Consider the following 25,656-nt stretch of genomic DNA (forward strand, 5'->3'; position numbering starts at 1 on the left):
AGGAGTTTAACTGTTATTTAACCGTATATTTTGGCATACAGGTCTTTATAGATTTCTTTAACGACTTTTCGTTTTAATTTCAGAGTAGGTGTAAGTTGCCCACCTTCGATAGACCAAACATCTGGTGTAAGTTCAAAACGTTTGATTTGCTCCCAATGTCCGAATTTTTGATTTAAAGAATCGATTTCTTCTTTAAAGCGTTTTTTTACCTCGGGATTTTCTATGATTTCTTCGTTACTTTTACCTAAACTGATTTTATGAATTTTAGCCCACTCTTTTACAAAATCAAAATTAGGTTGTATAAATGCAGCAGGCATTTTTTCTCCTTCGCCAATCACCATAATTTGCTCAATAAAACGCGATTGTTTCATCAGGTTTTCGATGCTTTGTGGTGCTATGTACTTTCCGCCCGATGTTTTGAACATTTCTTTTTTACGATCGGTAATTTTTAAGAAACCTTCGCTGTCAATTTCGCCGATATCTCCGGTGTGGAAATAGCCATCTTGTAAAGCCTCTGCTGTTTTTTCAGGTTCTTTGTAATACCCCATCATTACGTTGGGACCTTTGCATAAAATTTCGCCATCTTCGGCAATTTTCACCTCTAAATTAGGAATCAATTTTCCAACAGTTCCAATTTTAAAACCATGATTACGCAAATCGTTTACTGCAATTACAGGCGATGTTTCGGTTAATCCATATCCTTCAACAACCGGAATATTAGCTGCTGCAAAAATGCGTGTTAATCGGTTTTGCAAAGCGGCACTCCCCGAAACAATTAACTCCAAACGGTTGCCTAAAGCTTCTTGCCATTTACTAAATATGAGTTTTCGAGCTATTTTCAATTGCATTTCATACCAAAATCCATTGGCTCCGTAAGGTTCGTAACGCAAACCTAAGTCGATAGCCCAAAAGAAAAGTTTTTTCTTAATTCCGGTTAATTCGGTTCCTTTTGCGTAAATTTTATCGTAAACTTTTTCAAGAAGTCTTGGTACCGCAGTCATTACCGTTGGTTTAACTTCTTGTAAGTTTTCACTAATTTTATCGGTCGATTCTCCAAAATAGATAGAAACACCATAATATTGGTAAATGTACACCACCATTCGCTCAAAAATATGGCAAATAGGTAAAAAGCTTAAAGCCACGCTTTTGCCTTCTTCAAACGGAATGCGGCAAGCGCTATTCAATACATTCGATACAATATTTTCATGCGATAACATTACGCCTTTTGGTCTTCCTGTAGTTCCCGAAGTATAAATTAAAGTTGCTAAATCGCTTGCTTGAATGCTGTTTTTTAGGTTTTCAACTTCTTGTTGGTTACTTTCATCGGCGCCCAATTCGAGTAATTCCGACCAATTTTTACAAGAAGCAAGGTCATTAAACGAATAGATTTCTTTCAATGTAGGCACATTCGCCTTAATTTCATTTACTTTGGCTAGCACTTCTTCATCCGAAACAAAACAGTAAACACTTTCGCTATGATTTAATACATATTGGTAGTCTTCGGCCGATATAGTAGGGTAAATTGGAACGTTTTGCGCTCCAATTTGTAATATCCCAATATCCATAATATGCCATTCGGTACGGTTGTTTGAGGTAATTAAGGCAATTTTATCGTCTTTTTTAACTCCCATTCGCAATAAAGCGCGCGAAATAGAATTGGCTTTTGCAATATATTCGTCTATAGAAGTTTTTTCCCAAACACCATTTTGTTTGGTTACTAAAGCATCAGATTTGTTATATTTTTCTTTTTGATAGTAAGGTAAATCAAAAAGTCTAGTAATGGTAACCATGATTAAATAGTATTAAGTTCGTTGCAAATTAATTAAAATTACCGATAATTGTTATTTTTCTATAATTAAATAAGAAAAATTTAAGTTAATAGGCTTTAAAATTTTAAGTTGCTATTTTAGCTTGTCTTGACCATTGCTATTATTCGCATTTAATTCCTCTTCTGTGAAGGATTTTATGCGTTCTCCAAGAATAAACATTTTTAATTTATTAAAGTGAATAGAGAATTGCACTTCATTCCAGTTTTCTTCATTATCGTTTTTGTACCAAAGTGAATAAACAGCACTATTAAAACCTTCTTTAAATTTTGGTATTCCGATTTGCGAACATTCAAAACCCCAAGTCATATTACTTTTGGGCTTTTCATGTAATTGAAATATACCGCTTCCGTTTGGGTTTAATTGTACAATAGGTTCCGATTTACCTTCAAAAAGATAGGTTCCCGTTACCGGATAATTGATGATGGTTGTGATATAATGGGTGCGGTTGTTGGCTGTGATTTCGGTAACTTTAATTTGAGCAAACGAAAAAGAGGTAAAGGCTACGAAAAAATAGCACAAGAGTAATTTTGTTTTCATGTGTGTAGGTTAAGTGGTATTTAAAATGTTTTGAAACCGTTTTGAATTGGGCAATAAAAAGGTTTTCGGTGGCAAATCTACTAAAATAGGGAAGAAAAAAAATGTAATTAAAGTTTGGTTTTTAAGTTTTTTGAAAAACTTTGATTAAGAGTGTTTTGTAAAAAAAATACCCGAACTAGGTCGGGTATTAATTGTTTTATATAGAAAATATTATAAATTCTCAATCCATTTTCGGGCATTTACAAAAGCTTCCATCCAAGGAGTAACCTCGTCGTTTCTGTCTGTTGGGTAGTTGGCCCAGTTCCATTGAAAAATAGAACGTTCAATATGCGGCATCATGACCAAATGGCGTCCTGTGTTGTCGCACATCATGGCCGTATTGTAAGCTGAACCGTTTGGATTTGCAGGATAACCTTCGTAACCATATTTTGCTACAATATTATAATGCTCTTCGGACATTGGGAGGTTAAATTTACCTTCTCCATGCGAAACCCAAACACCTAGAGTGCTTCCTTCTAAAGTCGATAACATCACCGATTTGTTTTCTTGGATTGTTACCGAAGTAAAAATACTTTCGTGTTTGTGACTGTTATTGTGAAGCATTTTTCCATGCACTTCGTGTTCTGGATTTATTAATTCTAACTCCATTAACAATTGGCAACCGTTGCAAATTCCGACAGATAATGTATCTTTTCGATCAAAGAAATTTTTCAAAGCAGTATTGGCTTTTTCGTTGTATTTGAATGCACCCGCCCAACCTTTAGCCGAACCTAATACATCCGAATTAGAAAAACCACCCACGGCTCCGATAAACTGAATGTCTTCTAAGGTTTCGCGGCCCGAAATTAAATCGGTCATGTGTACATCTTTTACATCAAAACCAGCTAAATACATGGCGTTGGCCATTTCACGTTCTGAATTACTTCCTTTTTCGCGAATGATAGCGGCTTTTGGTCTAGGCGTTCCTTCGTTTACAACTGGTTTTTTTCCATTGAAATGACTTGGGAAATCGTAGTGTAACGGTTGGTTTTTATAATTGTCAAAACGTTCTTTAGCTGTTCCGTTTTTAGATTGTTTTTCATCTAATAAATAAGAAGTTTCAAACCAAATATCGCGGTACGCTTTGATGTCTAAAGTCGAAAATCCAAGGTCTAAAGTTTCAGTAGTTGTCGCTTTCCCTAATTTGAAAAATTCGATATTGTTTGCATTTAATTTACTTTCTAAAACGGTATCTTCTTTCGCTTGGAAAACCAATCCGATGTTTTCGGCAAACAAAACTTTAACTAGGTCTTTTTCGGTTAGAACAGATAAATCAATTTTTGCTCCTAAATTAACATCGGCAAAACACAATTCTAATAAAGTTGTTATTAATCCACCACTACCAATATCGTGTCCTGCTACAATTTGGCCTTCGTTAATTAAATCCTGAATGGTATTAAATGCATTTTTAAAGAAAACGGCATCTTTAATCGTAGAAGTTTCCGTTCCGATTGTATTTAAAACTTGTGCAAATGAGGAACCTCCTAATTTGAAATCATCTTGCGATAAATTCAGGTAATAAATAGATCCTGCATTTTTTTGAAGAACTGGTTCCACGACTTTTTTAATATCGGTGCAATTTCCAGCTGCCGAAATAATAACCGTTCCTGGTGCAATTACCTCGTCATTTGGATATTTTTGTTTCATGGAAAGTGAATCTTTCCCAGTTGGAATGTTAATTCCCAATTCAATTGCAAATTCTGAACAACCTTCAACTGCAGCGTACAAACGAGCATCTTCGCCTTCATTTTTACAAGCCCACATCCAGTTGGCGGATAAGGATATTCCTTTGATTCCGTCTTTAATCGGAGCCCAAACAATATTGGATAAGGATTCTGCAATGGCATTTCGGCTTCCTGCAACAGGGTCAATTAAAGCGGCAATTGGTGCATGTCCGATAGAAGTGGCAATTCCTTCTTTTCCATTAAAATCCAAAGCCATTACACCTACATTGTTTAAAGGCAATTGTAATGGACCAGCACATTGTTGTTTGGCCACACGACCACCCACACAACGGTCGACTTTATTTGTTAACCAATCTTTAGAGGCAACCGCTTCCAAACGTAAAACCGCTTGCAAATAGGTTTCAAAATGTTCAAAGTTATAATGGAGGGTTGTATATTTTCTATCAATTGTTTGATCGGTCATGATGGTTTTTGGCGAGCTACCGAAGAAATCTTCCAACGCATAATCCATTGGTTTTTTTCCTGTAGTTTTCGATTCAAACGTAAAACGATGGTCGCCCGTAACATCACCAACTTCATACATTGGAGCGCGCTCTCTTTCGGCAATTTTATGCAAAATATCGAGGTCTTTTTGCCCAATAACCAATCCCATTCTTTCTTGTGATTCGTTACCGATAATCTCTTTAGCCGAAAGCGTTGGATCTCCAACAGGTAATTTGTCTAAATCGATTAAACCACCTGTTTCTTCAACTAATTCCGAAAGACAGTTCAAGTGTCCGCCAGCTCCGTGATCGTGAATAGAAACAATTGGATTATGATCGCTTTCTACCAAACCGCGAATGGCATTGGCAGCACGTTTTTGCATTTCGGGATTCGAACGTTGAATAGCATTTAATTCGATTCCAGAACCAAAAGCACCGGTATCTGCGGAAGAAACAGCAGCACCACCCATTCCGATTCTATAATTTTCACCACCAAGGATAACAATTTTATCACCTTCTTGTGGTTTGTTTTTAATCGATTGGTCTAACTTCCCGTATCCAATTCCACCCGCTTGCATGATTACTTTATCGTAACCCAATTTACGGTTGTTTTCTTCGTGTTCAAAAGTTAAAACCGAACCAGTAATTAAGGGTTGTCCAAATTTATTTCCAAAATCCGAAGCTCCGTTAGAGGCTTTTATTAAAATATCCATTGGGGTTTGGTACAACCATTTGCGCTCTGCCATGGCATTTTCCCAATTTCTATCGTTAGTTAAACGCGAATAAGAGGTCATGTAAACCGCAGTTCCAGCTAATGGCAAAGACCCTTGGCCACCTGCTAAACGATCTCGAATTTCACCTCCAGATCCAGTTGCAGCACCATTAAAAGGTTCTACTGTGGTCGGGAAGTTATGTGTTTCTGCTTTTAAAGAAATTACCGAATCAAACTCTTTTACTTCATAAAAATCGGGTTTGTCTGCCGATTTTGGCGCAAATTGAGCTACTGTAGGTCCTTTTACAAAAGCAACGTTATCTTTATATGCCGAAACAATATCGTTCGGATTTTCTTGTGATGTTTTTTTGATTAATTTGAAAAGAGACGTTTCTTTTTCTACACCGTCAATAACAAAGGTTCCGTTGAAAATTTTATGACGACAGTGTTCTGAGTTGGCTTGCGAGAAGGCAAAAATTTCCGAATCGGTTAATTTTCGACCTAATTTAGTAGATAAATTGTTTAGGTAATCTACTTCTTCTGAGCTCAAAGCCAAACCTTCTTCTTTGTTGTAAGCTGCAATATCTTCAATTTCTAAAATATCTTCTGGTTCAATATGGATGGTGAAAATATCTTGTGTTAAAGCAGGGTATTTTTGCGATAACATAGGATCAAACTCGGTAAAATCCTCCGGCACATAATAAAATTCTTCAATTCGGATAATTCCATTAATACCCATGTTTTGCGTAATTTCAACCGCATTGGTACTCCATGGTGTAATCATGGTGGCTCGGGGACCAACAAAAAAATCCGTCAACACGGATTTCTCTATTTTATGTGCGTCGGCAAAAAGCCAGTTCAGTTTTGAAATATCTTGAGCCGAAATTTCGTTCTGCGTTTGTACTGCAAAAACAGTTTTGCTTTGGTTTTCAAAGAAATGAATCATCGTTGTGAAGTTTGTTGTATTTCGAATGCAAATTTAGGTTATTTTTTCAATCCCGCAAAGTGCATAAATGGCAATCTTTAACGAGTTTCAATAAAACAAGAAAAGGTTTTTTATAAAAAAAATGGATGTCATTTCTGAGTCAATTCGACTATTTTGATACTCTTTCAAAAACAAATTCGGGTTTGCTAAAATCAAACGGTACCGATTCATCAAAATAGGTAATTTGAAAAAGTGTATAAGTAAGTCCTTTTCCTAAAAGTAATTGGTTGTTTTTTTCTAAAAAGATAACGGGTTTTCGTTTCTTTTGCCCGCCTCCATAAGGAAAATATTCAAAATTACCTCTTAGCGTATCTTTTTTAATAATTCCAGAAACAGCACCCGAATCGATAAACGCTTGGCCGTTATAGTGAATTTCATATTGTCCGTAAAATTGGTTTTCAACGCGACTAATTGTTAAATATGCGGTGTCTTGTTGGTGAATGGCACGGTAATATTCGGTGTTGTTTTCAGTATGTTGCGCGCAACTTATAAGCAAACACAATCCCAAGGCGAAAAGCAGTTTCTGCATTTTTCAGTAAATTAAATTATTTTTTTTCGGGAAAATCTTGATTTTGATACGCACCTAAATCTGGTGGAGTAGTTCTATTATTTCCCAAAATATCAATTGGAATAAGATAGTTTGTGTTTCCTTTGGCTACAGCGCTCGAAGTTTTATCAATCGTAAGTTGGTTGTTTGCACTGTTGTAAAATTTTGGATTTTCGTTCAAAATAACGTTTTCAAAATGTTCCGAATCTGCCGCAATGTCTTTGTTGTTGGATTTGATTAAAACACTATCGAATTTGTAATTGAAAACAGTTTTTTCTTGTTTTATTAAGGTTAATTCGTTGCTGTAAGTTCCGTAAACAATGCAATTGTAAAAATTAGCATGATTTAAAGCGAGGTTAGTAGAAGGATTTTGAAAGTCAGTATTACTAAGTAAAACACTCGTTTGCGAAGCATTGTTCCAATTGTTATTGAAGGTGCAATGGGTAAAAGTATAGCTGCCACCATAACAGGCTAAATTGGCTTTTCCTGAATTGTTAATTACGATATTTTCAGCTTTGATATTGGAGTTAGATGCGAGTATGCCGTAATTGACGCAATTGTAAATTTGGGTATTTTGAATGGCATTTACATTTTGAGGTTGGTTTTCAATTTGCAAACCTTCTGTAGCGTTTTTTAAAGTTAAATGGTTTATATGGTGTGTTTTACTTTCAGTAGTAAGCCATATTTTGCCCCATTGCCCGGCAAGATCCGAATAATCGGGTTGCAAACGATCCCCTTGAAAAACAACTTCGTTTTCTAACGCCTTTGTACTCGAAATGGTACCGTTTATGTTTAGAGCAGCATTTTTGCCTACAATCAACCCCGAATTCGAATGAAAGTGAACTCGTGTTCCCGCTTGAAATTCGACTGTCTTATTTTCTGGAACTGCCGCATAACCATAAATAACATACGGTTTTTGGTTGTTGAAAATCAATTCGTTCCCGTTTTGTGCATCGTTTTCGTCTAAATAAAAACCTTCGATTTCTTGACCTTCCACTGTGATTTTTTCTTTAGAGCCATCACTGTTTTTTTGCGGATACAAAAACACAGCATCTTTTACCAATGTGACCAATTCGACTGTTTGTTGGTTTTCGCCCGAATCGAATACAATTTTATCGGTATATAAAAAATCATCTGTATTTGTATCCGTAACATCGGCTGTCACTTCAATAAAAATGTACAAACTGTCTTTTGCCAATAAGGTAATATTGTTAAAAAGTTTGCCGTTTGTACCGGTATTTCCGTCCACAGACATGCGGTATTTTGAATTCAATCCGTTTTCAAATTGAATATTTGGTATCGAAATATCTTTTTTACTTTGATTGTAGACTTTCAATTGGTAGGTGCTGGAGCTGATGTTCTTAAAAACAGTGTCCAAATAAACCGTGTCTTTAGAAAAAATCAAGTCGCCTGAACTCGCTACGGTTTCAAAATCGGTGCGGCAAGCACTCAATACGGTTAAAAAAGCAAGGATCAGCAAAGTATATAGGTGGCGCATTGAATAAGAATTTTTGTAAAAATAGGAAAAAACATTTCTTTTTGTCGAGTCCTGTTTTTGTTTTAAAAACTTTTACAAAAAGGGTTTCCATTTTATACAATTTGAAATTGTTTCCGACAGTATTATTTTCAAAAACTCTAGTTAAATTCTTGGTTCTCTTGCAATCTTTTATTAATTTTAGATGATTAGCAATTAAAAATGTAAAAATATCATTTATGAAGAACTTGAATTATGGAATCATAGGAAATTGTAGAAGTGCAGCATTAATTTCGGATACAGGCAACATTGAGTGGTGTTGTTTACCAGAGTTTGATTCTTCTTCGATATTTGCAAAATTGTTGGATGAAAAAATAGGCGGAAGTTTTGATATTATTTGTGACGAATCATATACCATTACTCAAAAATATTTAGAAAACACCAGCATATTGGTAACTACTTTCAGCAACGGAGTAGATGCTTTCGAAATCAATGATTTTATGCCGCGTTACTTTAAAGAAAACGGGCATTATATGATTCCGCCCGAAATAATTCGTTATTTCAAAAAAATTAGTGGGATTCCTAAATTTAAAATAAAATACGACCCACAATTGGAATATGCTTCGGGTACAACGCTTGATTTTGTGAAAGACGATCACATCATCAGTTTAAGTGATTCGGATAAATTCGATTCGCTTTTTCTGTATAGCAGTTTTAATCTGGATGCCATTAAACATAGCGAAACTATCGAATTGACTTCAGATGGTTATGTTTTATTGGCTTACAACGAAAAAATTTTAATTCCGACATTGGCTAAAATCAATTTAGAGTTTGAACGGACCAAATCGTATTGGTTGGGTTGGGCCGATAAAAATACCGAATACAAAAAATTTAATAAAGAGATTTTACGAAGTGCAATTACCTTAAAATTATTGAGTTACCAAAAAACCGGTGCTGTTTTGGCTGCCGCTACCACTTCGTTGCCCGAAACTATTGGAGAGGTTCGAAATTGGGATTACCGTTTTTGTTGGATTCGAGATGCGTCTATGGTGGTAAAAGTAATTACCGAATTAGGTCATAAAAAAATGGCTCGAAATTATTTGCAATTTATCGTTGACTTGGTGCCCGATAAAGACGAAAAACTTCAAATCATGTACGGTATTAATAAGGAAAAAAGATTAACCGAAGAAACCTTGGATCATTTAAGCGGGTACATGGGCAGTAAGCCAGTCCGAATAGGAAATGCAGCCTATTCGCAAAGACAAAATGATATTTATGGTATTTTAATGGATGTAATTCACCAACAATTGGATAAATTCTCTAACGATATTGAAAATGGTGAAGAACTTTGGAACATTACAAAAGGGATTGTTTGGGTGGTATCCAACCACTGGCAAGAACCTGATAAAGGAATTTGGGAATTTAGAACCGAAGACAGGCATTTTACTTTTTCTAAAATACTGTGTTGGACGGCTATTGATCGTGCCATAAAAGTGGCGAAAATTTTAGGTAAAAAGAATAATGTTGCCAAATGGGAACCGCTGGCACAGACGATAAAAGAAGATATTATTAACAACGCTTGGAACGAAAACGTGCAGGCTTTTACCCAATCGTATGGATCTAACGATTTGGATGCTTCGGTGCTTTTGATGGAGAGTTATGGCTTTATTGAGGCGCTTGATCCAAAATTTGTAGCAACGGTTAAAGCAATTGAACGCGATTTGAGCAACGATGGACTTTTGTATCGTTATAAAAATCAAGATGATTTTGGTTTGCCGTCTTCTTCATTTACTATTTGTACTTTTTGGTTTATCAATAGTTTGTATAAAATTGGTGAAACCAAAAAAGCCGAAAAACTCTTTAAAAAATTACTTTCGTACAGCAACCATTTAGGTTTATTTAGCGAAGATATTGATTTTGAAACCAAACGTTTGTTGGGTAATTTCCCACAAGCTTATTCGCATTTGGCCTTAATTGAAACCGCCATTAATTTATCAAATATTACCGAGGAAGAAGCAGTTATCGGAGCCATGAAAAATTAATTTAATACACAAGCAAATAGAGTCTACTGACTTTATTTGCTTGTAATAGTATTTAATAAATCCAAAACGGTTATTTGATCTTCGATATAATATTTAGCGACTGTTTTTACATTTCCAACTTTAATGCTGTAAGCGCTTTCCGGAAGTTCTTCAAACATAAATTCATCGGTCCAGTCGTCGCCAATAGCTAAAATAAAATCGTAATTGGCTTTGGTAATGATAGAAGCTGCGGCTCGACCTTTGTTAATGTTACTGTTTTTAACTTCTAAAACTTTGTTGCCATCTAAAACCGAAAGGTTGTTGTTAAAAAGCAATCCATTAAGTACATGTTTTAGTTCCATGGTTCGCAAAGCGGCCATTTCGGCATCTGCTTTTCGATAATGCCAGGCTAAAGAAAATTCTTTTTCTTCAATTAAGGCACCGGGCGTACTATCGGTAAAAGCTTCCATAACGGGGCGGATATTTTCCTTCCAATCCGATTTTAAGCGATCTAGAGCCTCCCATTCTGAATTGTTTTTTCGAAGCCAAGCACCATGATCGGTTACCAATGTATAATTTTTTGGTCCAAACCATTTTTCGAAAGTATTTCGATCGCGGCCGCTAATAATCGCAATTTCGGTATTTGGATCTTCATTAATGGTGTCTAGTAATGAATAGATTTCGTTAGTAGGAATAGCTTCTTCGGGATTCTTTTTAAATCCAGCGAGTGTGCCATCGTAATCTAAAAGTAAAAGTCGACGAGAGGACTTTTGGTAATGCGAGGCTATTTCCTGAATTTTATCAGACGATAATTTGGTTGCCGCTTGTGGTGGTTTATTGTTTTTGGCTGCTTCAAGCGATTTTAAAAATTCTGTAGCCCAACGTTCTACATCATAACGCGAAATTCTTTTTTGAAGGGCATCCAAACGTCTTTTTTGCTCTTCTTTTGGCATTTCAAGCGCTGCTTTGATGTTATCGGCTGTTTGGTCAAAATTATTCGGATTTACAATTAAAGCTTCGTGCATTTCTTTAGCCGCGCCAGCCATTTCACTCAAAATAAGAACTCCTGTATCTTTTGTTCGGGTGGCAATATATTCTTTGGCTACTAAATTCATACCATCTCTTATAGGCGTAACCATAGCAATGTCTGACGAAACATACAAATCAATCAATTCGTTAAAGGGCAAGGAACGGTAAAAATACCAAACGGGAGTCCAGCTTACGGTAGATAAATCGCCGTTAATTCGCCCGACTAATTCATCTGTTTCACGTTTTAAAAGTTGGTATTGCTCTACATTTTCTCTCGAAGGAACGGCCAACATAACCAGCCTTACTTTTCCTTTGAACTCAGGATATTTGTTTAAAAAATATTCAAAAGACTTAATTCGGTTCGGAATACCTTTTGTGTAATCCATTCGGTCAATACACAAAATCAATTTGCTTTCTTCGTTAGATTGGTTGTGTAAATCGATGTTTTTCATCAATTCACTTTTAGTATGTTCCGGATTAGTATCATGCTCCAAAGCCGCATTGTGATAGCGGTTGTAATCAATCCCCATTGGGAATGAATCGACTTTTATTATTCGGTTGTTATATGAAATTTGATTAAAATTGACTTCCACTTCTTTAATTCGCGAAGTCGAACTTAAAAAATGGCGCACATAATCATACGTATGAAATCCGATTAAGTCGGCACCTAACATTCCTTGAAGCAATTCGTATCGCCAGGGACAAGTTCGGAATAATTCGTATGAAGGGTAGGGTATATGCAGAAAAAAACCGATGGTAAGGGTTGGATTTTTTTTCCTTAAAAGTTCGGGCAACAGTAGCAATTGATAATCGTGAACCCAAATAGTATCGCCATCGTTGGCGTGTTGCAAAATTACCTCCGAAAATTTTTGGTTAACGGCTACGTAGGATTCCCAATGCTCTCGCTCAAATTCTGTATAAGCCTGAAAATAATGAAATAAAGGCCAAAGCGCCTTGTTGCTAAAACCATAATAATAATTGTCTATATCGTATTCTGTTAGCGGAACTTGAACGCATTTTTCTTGAGCTATAGCTTGGTCTACTTCGTTTTTTTGTTCCGAATTCATAGTGTCTTCAGCCAAGCCCGACCAACCAATCCAAATGCCATTTCCTTCTGAATGAACCGATTTCATTCCGGTTGCCAATCCGCCGGAACTAGATTTTACATGTAATTTGTTATCGATATATTTTAAATCTACGGGCAATCGGTTGGAAACGATGATAGTTTTGTGCATTGTTTTTTTCTTTTAATTTAATGAAAATTCTACGTCGTGAATGGAGTCTAAAATTGTGTTATAACAATCTTGAAAATAGACTTAACGGGTTGTATCACGAGGTTTTTAAAAGTAGTATAAGATAGTAAAAAAATCCTTATGCTTTTCTTTTAGGATTTTATAAAATTGTCATCTTTAAAAAATGCGAATAGTTTTTGAATTAATTAAGAATTGGGATGAACCTATTTTTAACCTGTTATTTTAAATGAAATAATAAAAAAATAGGCTGTACAAAATGCACAGCCTAAAAAAGTTATTTTAGAATTCTATTTTTTTAGAAGAATCGAGAATGGGTTTATAGTTTCGCATTACACTTTTTTAGTAAATTGAGCAATACGCTTTTTGTCGCCTACAATCCAGAGAATGTCGTTTTTTTCTAAAATTAAGTCTGATTCGGGATTTAGCAAACGTTTTCCGTTTCGCTCTAATCCTACCACTAAACCGTTTGTTTTGGAACGTAATTGGCTGATGCTTCGGCCTACAAATTCGACTTCATCCAACTCTAATTGTCGCAAAACAATTTCAGTTTCTTGTTTTTTTGGAGGGACTTCAATTTCATTTTTATCCAAGTAATTTTTAAATTCTTGCACTTGTTTATCGGTTCCAATAATACAAATTTCATCACCTGGAAAAACACGTTCGTTTTTGCTCGGAATCTGAATAGTAATATCTCCTCTTTTAATAAAGGCAATATTAATTCCTATTTGCTCTCTTATTTTTAATTCTTCTAACGTTTTTCCAGCCAAGTTGGATTCTTTTGCAATTTCAAAAGTTGACATGTGGCCATCCCAAGGGGTTAGATTAGCATAACGACGGTCAATTTTTGTGGTTTCTCTGTCGTTAAAATTCTTAAGAAAATGATGTTCAATACGATGATACAATTCGTTTAGTTTTTTTGGAAAAACCTGATACGCCACAATTGCCAATAATAAAGCCACAAAGGCCACTACGGGTGAAAAGAAAATATTTAAAAGAAAGCCGATGTAGAAAAGTGCTAATCCAATTCGGAACAAAAACATCATTGTAATTGGGCCTCGGTATTTGCGTTCTTGCCATAACAATTCGACTTCATTTTTGGCTACTCGTTGTAAAGAAAGTGCCCATAAAAATGGCGAAATAATAACAATAGTTATAATTGCAGCAATAGTGTTGGCAAAACGAATATTGGACACCAACGGAATGATATATTTAGAACTCAATAAAATAATGGCCATAATGATAATGGTGTGTAAAACAATCTGGATGAGGTAATTTCGAATTACAATTTGCCAAGTACTAACCGATTTTATGGCTTGACTATTGGTGCTATAACGACTTATATTTTTAACCCAGCGTCGCGGTAGTTTTTTTTCTAAATATTCCGAAAAAGGTTCGGCCGCTTTGACCATAAAGGGTGTAGTAAAAGTAGTTATGGCAGATACTGCTACCACAATCGGATATAAAAAGGAACTGGTAACATTCAATGTCATTCCTAAAGTCGCTATGATGAAAGAGAATTCACCAATTTGCGATAAACTCATTCCGGTTTGAACCGATTGTTTTAAAGGTTGTCCAGAAATTAAAGCACCGATAGTAGAGCTAAAAGATTGACCAACAATGGTTACAAAAGTTAAAATAAGCACCGGAAGCCAATGTGTTGCCAACATTTTAGGATCAATTAACATTCCTACCGATACAAAAAAGATAGCGCCAAATAAATCTTTAACTGGTTTTACCAAATGTTCAATGTGTTCTGCTTGAGTAGTTTCGGCAATGATAGAACCCATTATAAAAGCGCCCAATGCAGGCGAAAAGCCAACGTTTGCAGCCAAAGTAACCATAGTTAAACAAAGCGCTAACGAAATAATCAAGAGCATTTCATCGGTGAGTAAATGTTTTGTTTTTTTAAGCAGCGTAGGAATAAAAAAGATGCCACCAACAAACCAAACCGTAAGGAAAAAGATGAGTTTTAAAACCGAAAATAAAAGTTCGCCCCCCGAGAATTGTTGACTTACCGCGACTGTCGATAACAATACCATTAACAAGATGGCCACGATGTCCTGCACAATTAAGGAACCAATTACAATTCCGGCAAATTTTTGGGCTTTAACACCCAATTCATCAAATGTTTTCAGAATAATTGTGGTAGAGGATATGGATAAAATTACCCCTAAAAAAATACTATCCATAGACGACCAATCCATCCATTGTCCGACCAAATATCCAATTAAAATCATCGTGATAATTTGGGTAATGGCAGTAATCGAAGCTGTTCCGCCGACTTTCATTAATTTCTTGAAACTAAATTCGAGTCCTAAACTAAAAAGTAAAATGATGACACCTATTTCGGCCCAAACTTCTACACTTTTAATGTCAGAAACCGAAGGGAAAAAATCAAAATGATTTCCGGCTAAAAATCCGGCAATCAAATATCCTAAAACCAAGGGCTGTTTCATTATCTTAAAGATTAAAACGGCAATCCCTGCGGTCATTAAAATTAAACCTAAGTCGGTAATTAAAGGTTTTAAATGGTGTGTGGCTTCAGCCGCTGCGTATAATGTAATCATAAATATAGGGGTTGTAGGTAAAAAAAAAAGCTACCCGTTAAAGATAGCTTTTTTTCTGAAATATTTTTTAGACAAAACTAAATTCCCAAGTAATTACTAGGTGTTATTTGCAACAATTCGGCTTTAATTTCTTCAGAAACATCTAGTGTATTGATGAAATTGTGAATAGCATTTTTGTTAATAGCTTCATTTGTACGGGTTAATCCTTTTAAAGCTTCATACGGATTTGGGTAAGCTTCTCTTCTTAAGATAGTTTGAATTGCTTCGGCGACTACGGCCCAGTTTTTCTCTAAATCTTCTTCAAATTTAGCTTCGTTCAAAAGCAATTTATTTAAACCTTTTAAAGTAGCTTCAAAAGCAATAATAGTATGCCCCATCGGAACACCTACATTTCGTAAAACCGTACTGTCGGTTAAGTCACGTTGCAATCTTGAAATAGGCAATTTAGCTGATAAATGTTCGAAAATAGCATTCGCGATTCCTAAATTTCCTTCCGAATTTTCAAAATCAATTGGATTTACTTTATGTGGCATAGCCGATGAACCGATTTCTCCTGCTTTAATTTTTTGCTTGAAATAATCCATAGAAACATACGTCCAAATATCACGATCTAAATCAATAATGATGGTATTAATTCGTTTTAAAGCATCAAAAAAGGCAGCAAAATGGTCGTAATGCTCAATTTGAGTGGTTGGGAACGAATGGTGTAATCCCAACGTATTTTCAACAAAAGTAGTTCCAAATTGTTTCCAATCGATAGTTGGATACGCTACATGATGCGCATTATAATTTCCGGTAGCACCACCAAATTTGGCCGCAAACGGAATATTAAATAACAAACGCATTTGTTCTTCTAACCGCTCTACAAAAACCAAAATTTCTTTCCCTAAACGAGTAGGAGAGGCCGGTTGCCCGTGCGTGCGAGCCAACATCGGAATATTTTTCCATTCAACAGCTAATTCTTTTAATTTAGAAATCAAAGCAATTAACGAAGGCATATAAACTTGCTCAAAAGCTTCTTTAGTAGAAAGCGGAATCGAGGTGTTGTTGATGTCTTGAGAAGTTAGCCCAAAATGAATGAATTCACGGTGCGCCTCTAAACCCAATTGTTCAAAAGCTTTTTTTACAAAATACTCAACGGCTTTTACATCGTGGTTGGTTACTTTTTCGGTTTCTTTTATCCAAAGCGCATCTTCCGTCGAAAAATTTCTATAAATATCGCGTAAACTCTCAAAAACAGTCGGATTTACGTTTTGTAATTGTGGTAAAGGAACTTCGCATAAAGCAATGAAATATTCAATTTCAACTAATACTCGGTATTTAATTAGGGCTTCTTCTGAGAAAAAAGGAGCTAACGATTGCGTTTTGCTTCTGTATCTTCCGTCAATTGGCGATATAGCGTTTAATTCGTTTAAAGTTGTCATTGTTGCGTAGTTAATTAGAAAGTTGCAAATGTAAACTATTGTAGAAACTTATAAAAATTAGTACATCATAATTATAAAAAATTGCAAAACTTGTCTCATATTTACTTTTGGATGCGTTGTAGCCGAATTGCAAAAGGTTATTCAGATTAAAAAAATTACCTTATTACCCATTCATAAGTATTTCGAGTAGTTTTTCTTTAAATATAACCATTCCAGTTGAGGCTTTATCGGAAATAACAGTTAATGGATTTCGTAAATTAGGAATAGCAATGGGCTTTGGATCAATATAAAATACAGGCGTTTTGGGTTGTGTATATGAAATAAGTCCCGCAGCAGGGTACACTTGCAAGGAGGTGCCAATTACGGCAAAATAATCAGCTTTTTCGGTGAGGCTTATGGCTTCATCTAATGCCGGAACGGCCTCGCCAAACCAAACTATATGCGGACGCAATTGATGTCCTTTTGTACATAAATCACCTAAAAATAAATCCTCTTTCCAGTTTTGAATGTCATTCTCAAATCTTGTGCTTCGAACTTTTAACAACTCACCGTGTAAATGCAATACTTTTGAGCTTCCGGCTCGTTCGTGTAAATCGTCCACATTTTGTGTAATGATGTTTACATCAAAATCATTTTCCAAATCGGCTAAAATTTGATGACCCAAATTGGGGCTAACATCTTTCAATTGTGCTCTTCTTTTGTTGTAAAAATCAAGTACTAGTTCAGGATTTTTCCGAAAACCTTGGGGAGTAGCTACTTCCATAACGTCATGGCCTTCCCATAATCCGTCACTATCTCTAAAGGTTTTGATGCCACTTTCGGCACTAATTCCAGCCCCAGTTAAAACAACTAATTTCTTTTTCATCGAAATACACTATTAAATTTAATTTGAATTAATTTGCAATTAAATGTATTAAAAAGCCTTCAAAAGTGAGTCATTTCTTTTTTTCTTAATTTTGCCCGAAATTTTAGCATAATGATTGACTTGCACTACCTCCAATTTTTAGAAAATATTTTAACCGAAAATAGAAAAGAACGTTTTTTAGAAGTTTTACAAAACCGAACTAAACATTTTACCGTAGCGGTTGAAGATGTATTTCAATTGCACAATACCAGTGCCGTGATGCGCAGTTGCGAGGTTTTCGGCGTACAAGAATTGAATGTTATTGAACAGCGTTTTGGCAAAAGAATTGATAAGCAAATTGCAATGGGTGCTCAAAAATGGGTCGACATTATCCGGCATGATACGGTTTCGGGTTGTATTGCTACTTTACGTGAAAAAGGCTATCAAATTATTGCCACAACCCCACATGAAAAAGATTGTACGGTCGAAAAATTTGATATTTCTAAACCGAGCGCTTTGTTTTTTGGAACAGAAAAGGAAGGTTTGTCAGAAGAAGTGATGCAGCAAGCCGATGGATTTTTAAAAATTCCGATGGTGGGTTTTACTGAGAGTTTAAATATTTCGGTATCGGCTGCTATCATCATTCAGGATTTGACCAATAGATTGCGTCGTTCGGATATTAATTGGCAATTAACTGCCGATGAAATTTTGGAAAAACGATTGGATTGGGCACACAATTCCATTCGAGATATTAAACGGATAGAAGCGCGTTATTATCAAGAAAATCCAAAATAAATTAAATATTACATAATGACCTGCAACTGAAACATGGCTTGCCAACTCCCTACAATATCAGGTCGAACGGCATTGTAGAAAATTTGAGCAGCACCACAATAAAATAATTTTGATTGCCCAATTTTGAATGTTTTTCCTGCGCCACCACCAAGAGGCAATAGCATTTTTTGATCTTTTTCGGCTAGCCAATTATTCACAATCGTGGCATTGCTTTCTAAAAACCACCCTTTCGGTAAATTGTAATAACTCATATACTGTAAACTAAATGAATTAACTTTATTAGCCCCTTCACCTCCTAAAGACCAATAATTTTGTGCCACAAAACCTATTGAAAAAATATCACCTGCTCGATTAAACAAAACAGAAGGTCCCAAGCTTACCCGATTACTCCCTAAAATAGCATTTGTTCGAGTAGGTAATTGTATAGCCGGACCAGCTCCCCAACTTATTTTTCCTTTTTTCTCTATAGAAGAAAAATAACCATTAAATAAAATATTTCCTAAACCGCCAGAACAATCAGAATTGCTCGATTGAAGTGTTATAGGATGAACTGGAACCTGCCCCACATTATTGGTAATGGGCACCGATTGAAAAGGAATAATGGTATACGTAATTAATTTCAAATTTTTAGCAAGCCGAAACGGCCATACGGGTTGAATTGAAAATGATTGGGCGGTTCCGTCGGCCACAGGTAATAGGACTTCCTGTAAAAAAACACTTCGTAGTCCTGATACAGGATCTTGACGCTTTTTAGCCATTTCCTCGACCGTAAGACCTTCATTACTGTTTGTTTGGGCTATTATTACATCGGTTACAAAACAAAAACAAGTTATTATAAGAAATGTTACTTTTTTCATATTTACTAATTTAAAAATACGCTGACAAGTTTAATTGGCAGCGTATTGTTTTTGTGTTCAAAATTTTACATCAATTATTGAATAATTAACTTTCCATTGTTTTCTTTTAAATAAGTATCAATTGACTCTTTGCTTTCTGGAACATAAGCACGGAGTAAAGCAGTAAATGGAGCTGGAGTATCCAAATTATTTTGCTTACCAGGACTATTAAAATAAATAGTATAGGTACCATCAGCATTTGGTTTAGCCGTTGTATTCGAGATAGCAGCTTCATCTTTACCTAACCATCCATCTGCGGTATAAGTGGTAATAGACCAAAAACCACCTCTTTTCAAATCAATTTTTGGAGGCATAAAAGTAATGCTGGAAGGAACTGCTTTTCCATTTTCTACTTTCGAATGGTTTACCAAATCCAAGTAACGAGCATCTTCAAGAGGCAAACCACCCCAACCATAAGCCGTGGCATACAAATGACCTTGAGGATCCGTATCAAAAGGTGTTCCCATTATATTTGAAGTATTTTTTAAAAGGCTTTTTGATAAATCATCCAATAATGCCAAACGGATTGCTTCTGTTTGTTTTAAAGGAATAACAATATCCGGTGTTTTATAGGGATTGCTCGATTTTGCATTAATAGTTGACAATCGTTGTTTTTCTTGTAATTCTTTTAAACCAGCTTCGTCATTGGTTTTTTTACGAATTCTCATATTCAGATACACATGCGTACCGTAGGTTAAATGCGCTGGTGTAACAGTAAAGGTTTCACCTGGATATAATGTTTTTACGGTATAATTTTGCATGTCCAAAATTTGAATCACATGATAAAAATCGCCTTTTGGAACCGAAATAGTAGCCCCTTGACTGGCATCTACCACCGCACTAGAATACACCACATCTAGGTTTTCTCGAATAACCTGTTGTGTTTTTACATTACTGAGATCTGGTTTATGTGACCACTGGTTGACAGGAGCTGTTTTTAAACTTCTTAAAAAGTTAAAATCTCCTTCCGATACTTTATAAACATATTCGGCAGTATTAAAATCGGCTGGTGTATGCTGACCATTTTTTAAATGAGAGGGCGGTAAAGTATCATTTGCTGGTTTATCACTTGTAGTTTCAGTAGCAACGGTATCTGTTTTTTTCTGTTCACAACTCATAAAAGTAAGTGCTGCTAAACTCATTGCACAAAATTTTTTGTTTGCTAATTTCATAATCTTCCTTTGTTAAATTAATTCGTTTTTTTAATTAACGGCGGAGTCCAAGTGCCTTTGTAAATGGCTTCTTTAGGACCATAAGCTCTAATGTATAATGAGAATACACCACTTTTTGGAGAAGGCAGCCAGTTGTTTTTTAATTTTCCTTTTGGGGCATCTGGCTGTACATAAATAGTTAAACTGCCATCGGTATTATAAACCAAATCTTTGTTTTTGGTTCCTAATGAAAAACGATTAATCTCGTTCGGATAAAAGAAATGCTGTTCGTTATAAAGGGTTAACGACCAGAATCCGTTTACGGGTGGTGTTTCTCCTTTTTTGAAGGTTACTTCATAACTTTTTCCTCCAGTAAGTCGTCCTGTGCTGGAATCAAAATCGTTTCCGAAATACATAGTTTCGAAAGGAATGTTAGAGAACATATTTCCTTTGGCAGTTGCGGTGCGTTGGAAATAACCGTAACCGAATTCGGCAGCATTTTTTTGAGTGCGCCATCCGTTACCAGCCTCTACACCATTGTTTCTAAATTCGAACATCGGGTTGATGATTTCTTTTTCGGTTTCTACCGCAACATCTACTAAGGCTTTTTGCAATTCTGGATTGTCTTTTGTAGCATCCAAAATTTGTTTGATCCAAGCATACATGGCTTCTTCTCCCGGAAGTGCAGGAACTTCTTCCATTACAACAGGTAATTGTTCAAAGAATTTTTCTGGAACCACCCAAGCCGTTTCTCCTTTGCTTCCTGCATTTGGATCTGGAATGGTTTTGGCTTCTGTCCAGTTTATCGTTTGCATTTTACCTGTGAAATCGGTAGCAGGATATTGTACGATTTGATTGATTAGCTTTTGAATGTCTTTTTTATCTTGTGGGGTATCGTCCATAAACACACGAGGGAAAATAGCCCCAATATTGGTTGGCGATTTGTAAACAGCTTCCACACCAGCCGGTTTTTCACCTTTCCAATCGGGTCCTACAAACATATAAAAACCAGGTTTGGTATTGTACATGCTTCCTACCGTTGCAAAAGAATTAGAACGTTGGTCAACAATTTGATACACCCAAAAACGATTACCGAAATCTGGAATTTGAATAATAACTGCTGGGTCTTTTTTGAAGTTCAAGAAACCAAGTCCATACACCACATCTTGGTTCGGACTGGTAATAAAACGCTGTTCTGGTGCAAGGTAATCGTGCAACATGGTATTTTGATTACTTGGGGCAACAGGTAAAACGCCTCCCATATAACCACGGTAAGGAGCCATTCCTCCAATTTGTGCTTCACGATTGTGCATATTGACCAATGGCCATCCCCATATATAAGCCATTTTACCGACCGCTTGTACATATTCTTTAGACAGCGGCGCACCTGGAATTGGCGCTTGTACTTCTGAAGATTTTGTAGGTTGTAAAACTTGTCCTCCTTTTTGGGCATAACTGCCATAAGAGGCTGCCAGAATAGAGGCTGCTATTATTGATTTTCTCATTTTTATTGTATTTTTTTTGGAGATAATAATAGTTTTAAAAATCAGAAAGCTGTTTGTTACCACAGCTTTCTAATTTTTAGTTTATTGTTTAGGAGTAAAACTACCTGGTTCTTGCCTTGTAGGGAAATCTTTAAATGTAGCCATGAATTTTCCAACCACATTTTTCAGTGGTTCAAAAGCATACATACGTCTTACTACCCAATCGTCATAATATGAAGAATTGGTCATAGCTAATTCAAAAGGATCGGCATATAAATCAACTAATAGAGGAGCTTTATGCGCTGTTTGATTTTCTATCCAAGCGCCAAGTCCTTCGTGTTCTTGTGTAGAAAAATGAAATTTCCAACGTCCAATTCGAACAGCTCCCAAACTACCATCATCCACAAAAGCAAAAAATTCGTTTCTAGGACCTTTCTGTTCTTTACCAGTTAGGTAGGGTAAGAAGTTGTAACCATCAATGTGAACTTTAAAACCTTGGTAACCGTTTAATAATTTTCCTTTAACATCACTTTCTCCAGCTGCAGCTACTAAAGTCGGTAAACAATCTTCTAACGAAATAATTTCATTCGATACAGTTCCTGCCTCAATTTTACCAGGCCATCTAATAGTAAACGGAATTCGAACTCCTCCTTCCCAAGTAGTGGCTTTTTCTCCTCTAAAGGGACTAGTACCTCCATCTGGCCATGAGAATTTTTCAGCACCATTATCAGTCGTATAAATTACTATTGTATTTTCTGTTAAACCAAGTTCTTCCAATTTATCTAATAATTGTCCAATTTGTTGGTCGTGTTGAGTATATCCATCTGCGTTGATACCCAATCCTGTTTTACCATCGTATTCTTTTGGTAAATGAGTGAAAATGTGCATTCTAGTAGTGTTGAACCAGCAAAAAAATGGTTTTCCTGCTTTACTTTGTTTTTCTATGAAATTGATTGTGGCATCTAAAAATTCTTGGTCGATAGTTTCCATACGTTTTTTAGTCAAAGGTCCCGTATCTTCCACTTTTCCATCGGCAGTTGATTTAAGAACTCCTCTAGGTCCGTATTGTTTCTTAAAGTTTTCACCTTTAGGATAATCGGCATTTTCAGGTTCTTCTTCTGCATTTAAATGGTATAAGTTTCCAAAAAATTCGTCAAAGCCGTGATTAGTTGGTAAGAATTTATCCAAATCGCCCAAGTGATTTTTACCAAATTGACCAGAAACATAGCCATGGGGTTTTAACATTTCAGCAATAGTTGGATCTTCTTTTTGCAAACCGATAGGATCTCCAGGCATACCAATTTTTAATAAGCCCGTACGTTTAGGTGATTGCCCTGTAATAAAAGCAGCTCTTCCTGCCGTACAACTTTGTTGGCCATAAGCATCTGTAAAACGCATACCTTCTTTCGCAATTCGATCAATATTTGGTGTTTTATATCCCATCATACCATTGTTATAGGCACTAGTATTAAACCAACCTATATCATCGGCCATAATGATCAAAATATTTGGCTTCTTCTGGGCATGAAGGCTGGATGCCGTAAAAATACAAGCTATAAAAAATAGCAAATGTGAGATAATTCTTTTCATAATGCATTTATTTAAATTAGTAACCTTTATTTGTTTGGGAATTCTTAGCAATAAATTGATTTTAATAGATTGAAACCTCGAAGGATTTTTTACTATTTAAATTAATTGTCTTTATTTTAGAACTTCAATTTGGACATTATTTTTGTCTAAGTTTTCAAGATATTCAATTCCTTTTTCTGGGGTTTCAGGAACATACAGACGAATAACCATAGACCAATTGTCAACTGTTTCAATATTGTTTTTTTCTTTTGGACAGTTGAAATAAAAGGTGATTGATCCATCTGCATTTTTAACAGCATTTCGATCTCTCAAGGCATATTTTTTAGTTGCAATCCATCCTCTGGCATCGTAAACGGTTACCGACAAAAATCCGCCTTTATCATATTGCAATGGTGCTTTTGGAAGCGTTATTTTAGAACATACACTGCTTTTTTTAGCTTCTCCTTGTGGAACAATTTTTGGCCAATACACAGCATGCTCTTTTGGTAAACCAGCCCAACCTCCTGCAGATGCTATTACAAAATCTTCTGGTGCTACATCTTTTGGTGTTCCAAATGCTCTCCAAGAACGAACTTTAGGCGATTGTAATAACAACGAATCTCTCACTCGGTCTAAAGAGGTTTTGTCGAATCCTTTAGCTTGATAAGGTTTGTTTGATTTTGCTTTTATAATATAAGCATCTTGGTGTTTGTGAGCATCGGCATATCCAGCTTCGTTTTCTGGTCGCACTTCGGTACGGGTATTAAGCCAAACATAATTTCCTTTGGTTAGCATTTTTGGAGTAATGTGAATACTATCGCCTGGATATAAAACCGCAAAAGTATATTGATTTTCATCAAATATTTGTACTACCGAATATTTGTCCCATTTTGGGTTGATAATCGTAGCGCCTTCTGAGCAATCCACCACAGCATGACTGTACAAACAATCTTGGTTTTCACGAATTACGACTTGAGAATCAATATCCGAATATTTTCGGTGATGATTGTAGGTGTTTACAGGAACTTCTTTCATTAAATTGGCAAAATAATGATCGGTTTCTGCTTCAACAAAATTTTTTGCGGTTACTGGAGTCAGCGTATTTTCCGTTTGTGTCGGTGTTTCCTCGGTAGCTTCTTCTTTCTTGTTTTTATTACAGCTTACTGTAAGTAAAGAGGTGGTCAATAAAACCATCCCGATAGCAGTTCTTGATATTCGATTTTTCATATTTATAGTAATTTATTGTTTAAGATTTTATATATTATTGCGATGTTAATTATACTTTTAGTCAATTCGTGACGAAATTCTGTTTAAAATTAAGTAAAAAAACAGAAAAATCGTATGTATTTTATATAATTTCATTTTAATGTTTTATAATATGCAGATTAATCATTCTTTTAATTAGTATTATAATTCTTACTTTTTTGAATTTAAATAAAAAAAGGCCTTTCCAGCATAACACTGAAAAAACCTTTTTAAAAAGAAATAAATTCTTAGTGCGTATATTTTTTACGAAGTAATGCAATTTCGTTATTGCCAACGCCTAATTCTTTTTCCATAAAATTTTCGACACTGCCGTATTGTTGTTTGATTCCGCTGAAAAATACTTGTAAATATTCCGGTTTCAAGGCCATTTTTTGTTCAATTTCGCTTTCAGACAAACCTGATAGTTGAGCCAATCCCGACATCATTTTTTTATTCGATTTTTTCAAATAAACATTCGATGCAACATAGTCGGCTTCAATGGTTTCCATCGGAACTTGCAAGCTGTACAAAAATAAGGCAGTAGCCATTCCGGTTCTATCGCGCCCACCAGTACAGTGGTACATTAAAGCTTCATTTTGATCTAGAGTTAACAACTTTACAAATAACGAACGAAAACGATCACCCGAATGAGCCACAGCCGATTTACCGTAAAAGTCCAATAAAAAGTCGTTGTTAACGTTTTTCAACATGGCCGTCATTTGAGCCGCACTCGGTAAACTGTCACTGCCTGCGGGACACAAGGTATAACTTGCATTTTTAGGTAATTTATCTGGTGCAGCGGCTGCTTCTTGCTTTCCTCTAAAATCAATTACAGTATGAATTTTTTTCTTGTCTAATAACGAAATATCGGAATCAGTTAATTTATCCACAGCGGTGCTTCGGTAAATTTTTCCCCAAACAACTTCTTTCCCATCAGCGGTTTTGTACCCGCCAACGTCTCTAAAATTCATCCCGCCTTTTACAGGTACTAAACGTTTGATGCTATCGGTAACTTGCGCTGTTGCTAATATTGGAGCGATAAAGGCTAATGCAAAAACTATTTTTTTCATGATAAGTATGTATTGATT

17 protein-coding genes are annotated in these 25,656 nt (G+C 35.7%); 2 read left to right on the forward strand and 15 right to left on the reverse strand.

The annotated features are described in order from the left end of the window. Positions 1-17: 17 nt before the first annotated feature. From I5M07_RS09325 to I5M07_RS09345, 5 genes are all read right to left on the reverse strand, one after another. On the reverse strand, positions 18-1,790 hold the full coding sequence (locus I5M07_RS09325) for an AMP-dependent synthetase/ligase (RefSeq protein WP_200106152.1): 1,773 nt from the start codon (positions 1,788-1,790) through the stop codon (positions 18-20). 111 nt (positions 1,791-1,901) lie between these two features. Next, the gene (locus tag I5M07_RS09330) at positions 1,902-2,366 is read right to left on the reverse strand and encodes a hypothetical protein (protein WP_200106154.1); all 465 of its coding nucleotides are present in this window, start codon (positions 2,364-2,366) and stop codon (positions 1,902-1,904) included. A 210-nt stretch (positions 2,367-2,576) separates the two neighbouring features. Continuing rightward, positions 2,577-6,230, reverse strand: a complete 3,654-nt coding sequence (gene purL / locus I5M07_RS09335) for a phosphoribosylformylglycinamidine synthase (RefSeq protein ID WP_200106156.1) — start codon at positions 6,228-6,230, stop codon at positions 2,577-2,579. A gap of 148 nt (positions 6,231-6,378) precedes the next feature. Further along, the gene (locus I5M07_RS09340) at positions 6,379-6,798 is read right to left on the reverse strand and encodes a hypothetical protein (RefSeq protein WP_200106157.1); all 420 of its coding nucleotides are present in this window, start codon (positions 6,796-6,798) and stop codon (positions 6,379-6,381) included. Between the two features lie 16 nt (positions 6,799-6,814). Further along, positions 6,815-8,314, reverse strand: coding sequence for a hypothetical protein (locus I5M07_RS09345; RefSeq protein ID WP_200106158.1), 1,500 nt, complete (start codon positions 8,312-8,314; stop codon positions 6,815-6,817). A 215-nt stretch (positions 8,315-8,529) separates the two neighbouring features. Here I5M07_RS09345 and I5M07_RS09350 point away from each other — a divergent pair, with 215 nt between their 5' ends. Then, on the forward strand, positions 8,530-10,332 hold the full coding sequence (locus I5M07_RS09350; RefSeq protein WP_200106159.1) for a glycoside hydrolase family 15 protein: 1,803 nt from the start codon (positions 8,530-8,532) through the stop codon (positions 10,330-10,332). A 32-nt stretch (positions 10,333-10,364) separates the two neighbouring features. Here I5M07_RS09350 and I5M07_RS09355 read toward each other — a convergent pair whose 3' ends face one another. From I5M07_RS09355 to I5M07_RS09370, 4 genes are all read right to left on the reverse strand, one after another. Then, the gene (locus I5M07_RS09355) at positions 10,365-12,575 is read right to left on the reverse strand and encodes a bifunctional alpha,alpha-trehalose-phosphate synthase (UDP-forming)/trehalose-phosphatase (RefSeq protein ID WP_200106160.1); all 2,211 of its coding nucleotides are present in this window, start codon (positions 12,573-12,575) and stop codon (positions 10,365-10,367) included. Between the two features lie 347 nt (positions 12,576-12,922). Beyond that, positions 12,923-15,160, reverse strand: a complete 2,238-nt coding sequence (locus I5M07_RS09360; RefSeq protein ID WP_200106162.1) for a cation:proton antiporter domain-containing protein — start codon at positions 15,158-15,160, stop codon at positions 12,923-12,925. A 77-nt stretch (positions 15,161-15,237) separates the two neighbouring features. Then, positions 15,238-16,584 (reverse strand): adenylosuccinate lyase, encoded by a 1,347-nt coding sequence (purB, locus tag I5M07_RS09365; protein ID WP_200106164.1) that lies wholly within the window; start codon positions 16,582-16,584, stop codon positions 15,238-15,240. A 163-nt stretch (positions 16,585-16,747) separates the two neighbouring features. Then, a complete protein-coding gene (locus tag I5M07_RS09370) occupies positions 16,748-17,449 on the reverse strand; it encodes an SIR2 family NAD-dependent protein deacylase (protein WP_200106166.1) in 702 nt (233 codons plus the stop codon). Positions 17,450-17,560: 111 nt separating this feature from the next. On the opposite strand from I5M07_RS09370, the gene I5M07_RS09375 reads away from it, so the two are divergent. After that, positions 17,561-18,223 (forward strand): TrmH family RNA methyltransferase, encoded by a 663-nt coding sequence (locus tag I5M07_RS09375; RefSeq protein ID WP_200106168.1) that lies wholly within the window; start codon positions 17,561-17,563, stop codon positions 18,221-18,223. An 8-nt stretch (positions 18,224-18,231) separates the two neighbouring features. Here the strand turns inward: I5M07_RS09375 and I5M07_RS09380 are convergent, their stop codons facing one another. From I5M07_RS09380 to I5M07_RS09405, 6 genes are all read right to left on the reverse strand, one after another. Further along, positions 18,232-19,080: a hypothetical protein gene (locus I5M07_RS09380; RefSeq protein ID WP_200106169.1), complete on the reverse strand. Its 849-nt coding sequence runs from the start codon at positions 19,078-19,080 to the stop codon at positions 18,232-18,234. A gap of 74 nt (positions 19,081-19,154) precedes the next feature. Next, complete coding sequence (locus I5M07_RS09385; protein ID WP_200106171.1) at positions 19,155-20,261, reverse strand: DUF1254 domain-containing protein; 1,107 nt, start codon at positions 20,259-20,261, stop codon at positions 19,155-19,157. A 47-nt stretch (positions 20,262-20,308) separates the two neighbouring features. Beyond that, positions 20,309-21,775 (reverse strand): DUF1254 domain-containing protein, encoded by a 1,467-nt coding sequence (locus I5M07_RS09390; protein ID WP_200106173.1) that lies wholly within the window; start codon positions 21,773-21,775, stop codon positions 20,309-20,311. A gap of 81 nt (positions 21,776-21,856) precedes the next feature. Then, a complete protein-coding gene (locus tag I5M07_RS09395) occupies positions 21,857-23,344 on the reverse strand; it encodes an arylsulfatase (protein WP_200106177.1) in 1,488 nt (495 codons plus the stop codon). 111 nt (positions 23,345-23,455) lie between these two features. After that, positions 23,456-24,550 (reverse strand): DUF1254 domain-containing protein, encoded by a 1,095-nt coding sequence (locus tag I5M07_RS09400; protein WP_200106179.1) that lies wholly within the window; start codon positions 24,548-24,550, stop codon positions 23,456-23,458. Between the two features lie 266 nt (positions 24,551-24,816). Beyond that, positions 24,817-25,638, reverse strand: coding sequence for a tyrosine-protein phosphatase (locus I5M07_RS09405; protein ID WP_200106180.1), 822 nt, complete (start codon positions 25,636-25,638; stop codon positions 24,817-24,819). Between the last annotated feature and the right edge of the window lie 18 nt (positions 25,639-25,656).

Source organism: Flavobacterium agrisoli, assembly GCF_016522065.1.
In the GTDB taxonomy this organism is placed as follows: Bacteria; Bacteroidota; Bacteroidia; order Flavobacteriales; family Flavobacteriaceae; genus Flavobacterium; species Flavobacterium agrisoli.

Bases quoted from the DNA above. Each gene is read 5' to 3' on its own strand.
- I5M07_RS09325 (WP_200106152.1), bottom strand. From the start codon at position 1,790: ATGGTTACCATTACTAGACTTTTTGATTTACCTTACTATCAAAAAGAA.
- I5M07_RS09330 (WP_200106154.1), bottom strand. From the start codon at position 2,366: ATGAAAACAAAATTACTCTTGTGCTATTTTTTCGTAGCCTTTACCTCT.
- purL (WP_200106156.1), bottom strand. From the start codon at position 6,230: ATGATTCATTTCTTTGAAAACCAAAGCAAAACTGTTTTTGCAGTACAA.
- I5M07_RS09340 (WP_200106157.1), bottom strand. From the start codon at position 6,798: ATGCAGAAACTGCTTTTCGCCTTGGGATTGTGTTTGCTTATAAGTTGC.
- I5M07_RS09345 (WP_200106158.1), bottom strand. From the start codon at position 8,314: ATGCGCCACCTATATACTTTGCTGATCCTTGCTTTTTTAACCGTATTG.
- I5M07_RS09350 (WP_200106159.1), top strand. From the start codon at position 8,530: ATGAAGAACTTGAATTATGGAATCATAGGAAATTGTAGAAGTGCAGCA.
- I5M07_RS09355 (WP_200106160.1), bottom strand. From the start codon at position 12,575: ATGCACAAAACTATCATCGTTTCCAACCGATTGCCCGTAGATTTAAAA.
- I5M07_RS09360 (WP_200106162.1), bottom strand. From the start codon at position 15,160: ATGATTACATTATACGCAGCGGCTGAAGCCACACACCATTTAAAACCT.
- purB (WP_200106164.1), bottom strand. From the start codon at position 16,584: ATGACAACTTTAAACGAATTAAACGCTATATCGCCAATTGACGGAAGA.
- I5M07_RS09370 (WP_200106166.1), bottom strand. From the start codon at position 17,449: ATGAAAAAGAAATTAGTTGTTTTAACTGGGGCTGGAATTAGTGCCGAA.
- I5M07_RS09375 (WP_200106168.1), top strand. From the start codon at position 17,561: ATGATTGACTTGCACTACCTCCAATTTTTAGAAAATATTTTAACCGAA.
- I5M07_RS09380 (WP_200106169.1), bottom strand. From the start codon at position 19,080: ATGAAAAAAGTAACATTTCTTATAATAACTTGTTTTTGTTTTGTAACC.
- I5M07_RS09385 (WP_200106171.1), bottom strand. From the start codon at position 20,261: ATGAGTTTAGCAGCACTTACTTTTATGAGTTGTGAACAGAAAAAAACA.
- I5M07_RS09390 (WP_200106173.1), bottom strand. From the start codon at position 21,775: ATGAGAAAATCAATAATAGCAGCCTCTATTCTGGCAGCCTCTTATGGC.
- I5M07_RS09395 (WP_200106177.1), bottom strand. From the start codon at position 23,344: ATGAAAAGAATTATCTCACATTTGCTATTTTTTATAGCTTGTATTTTT.
- I5M07_RS09400 (WP_200106179.1), bottom strand. From the start codon at position 24,550: ATGAAAAATCGAATATCAAGAACTGCTATCGGGATGGTTTTATTGACC.
- I5M07_RS09405 (WP_200106180.1), bottom strand. From the start codon at position 25,638: ATGAAAAAAATAGTTTTTGCATTAGCCTTTATCGCTCCAATATTAGCA.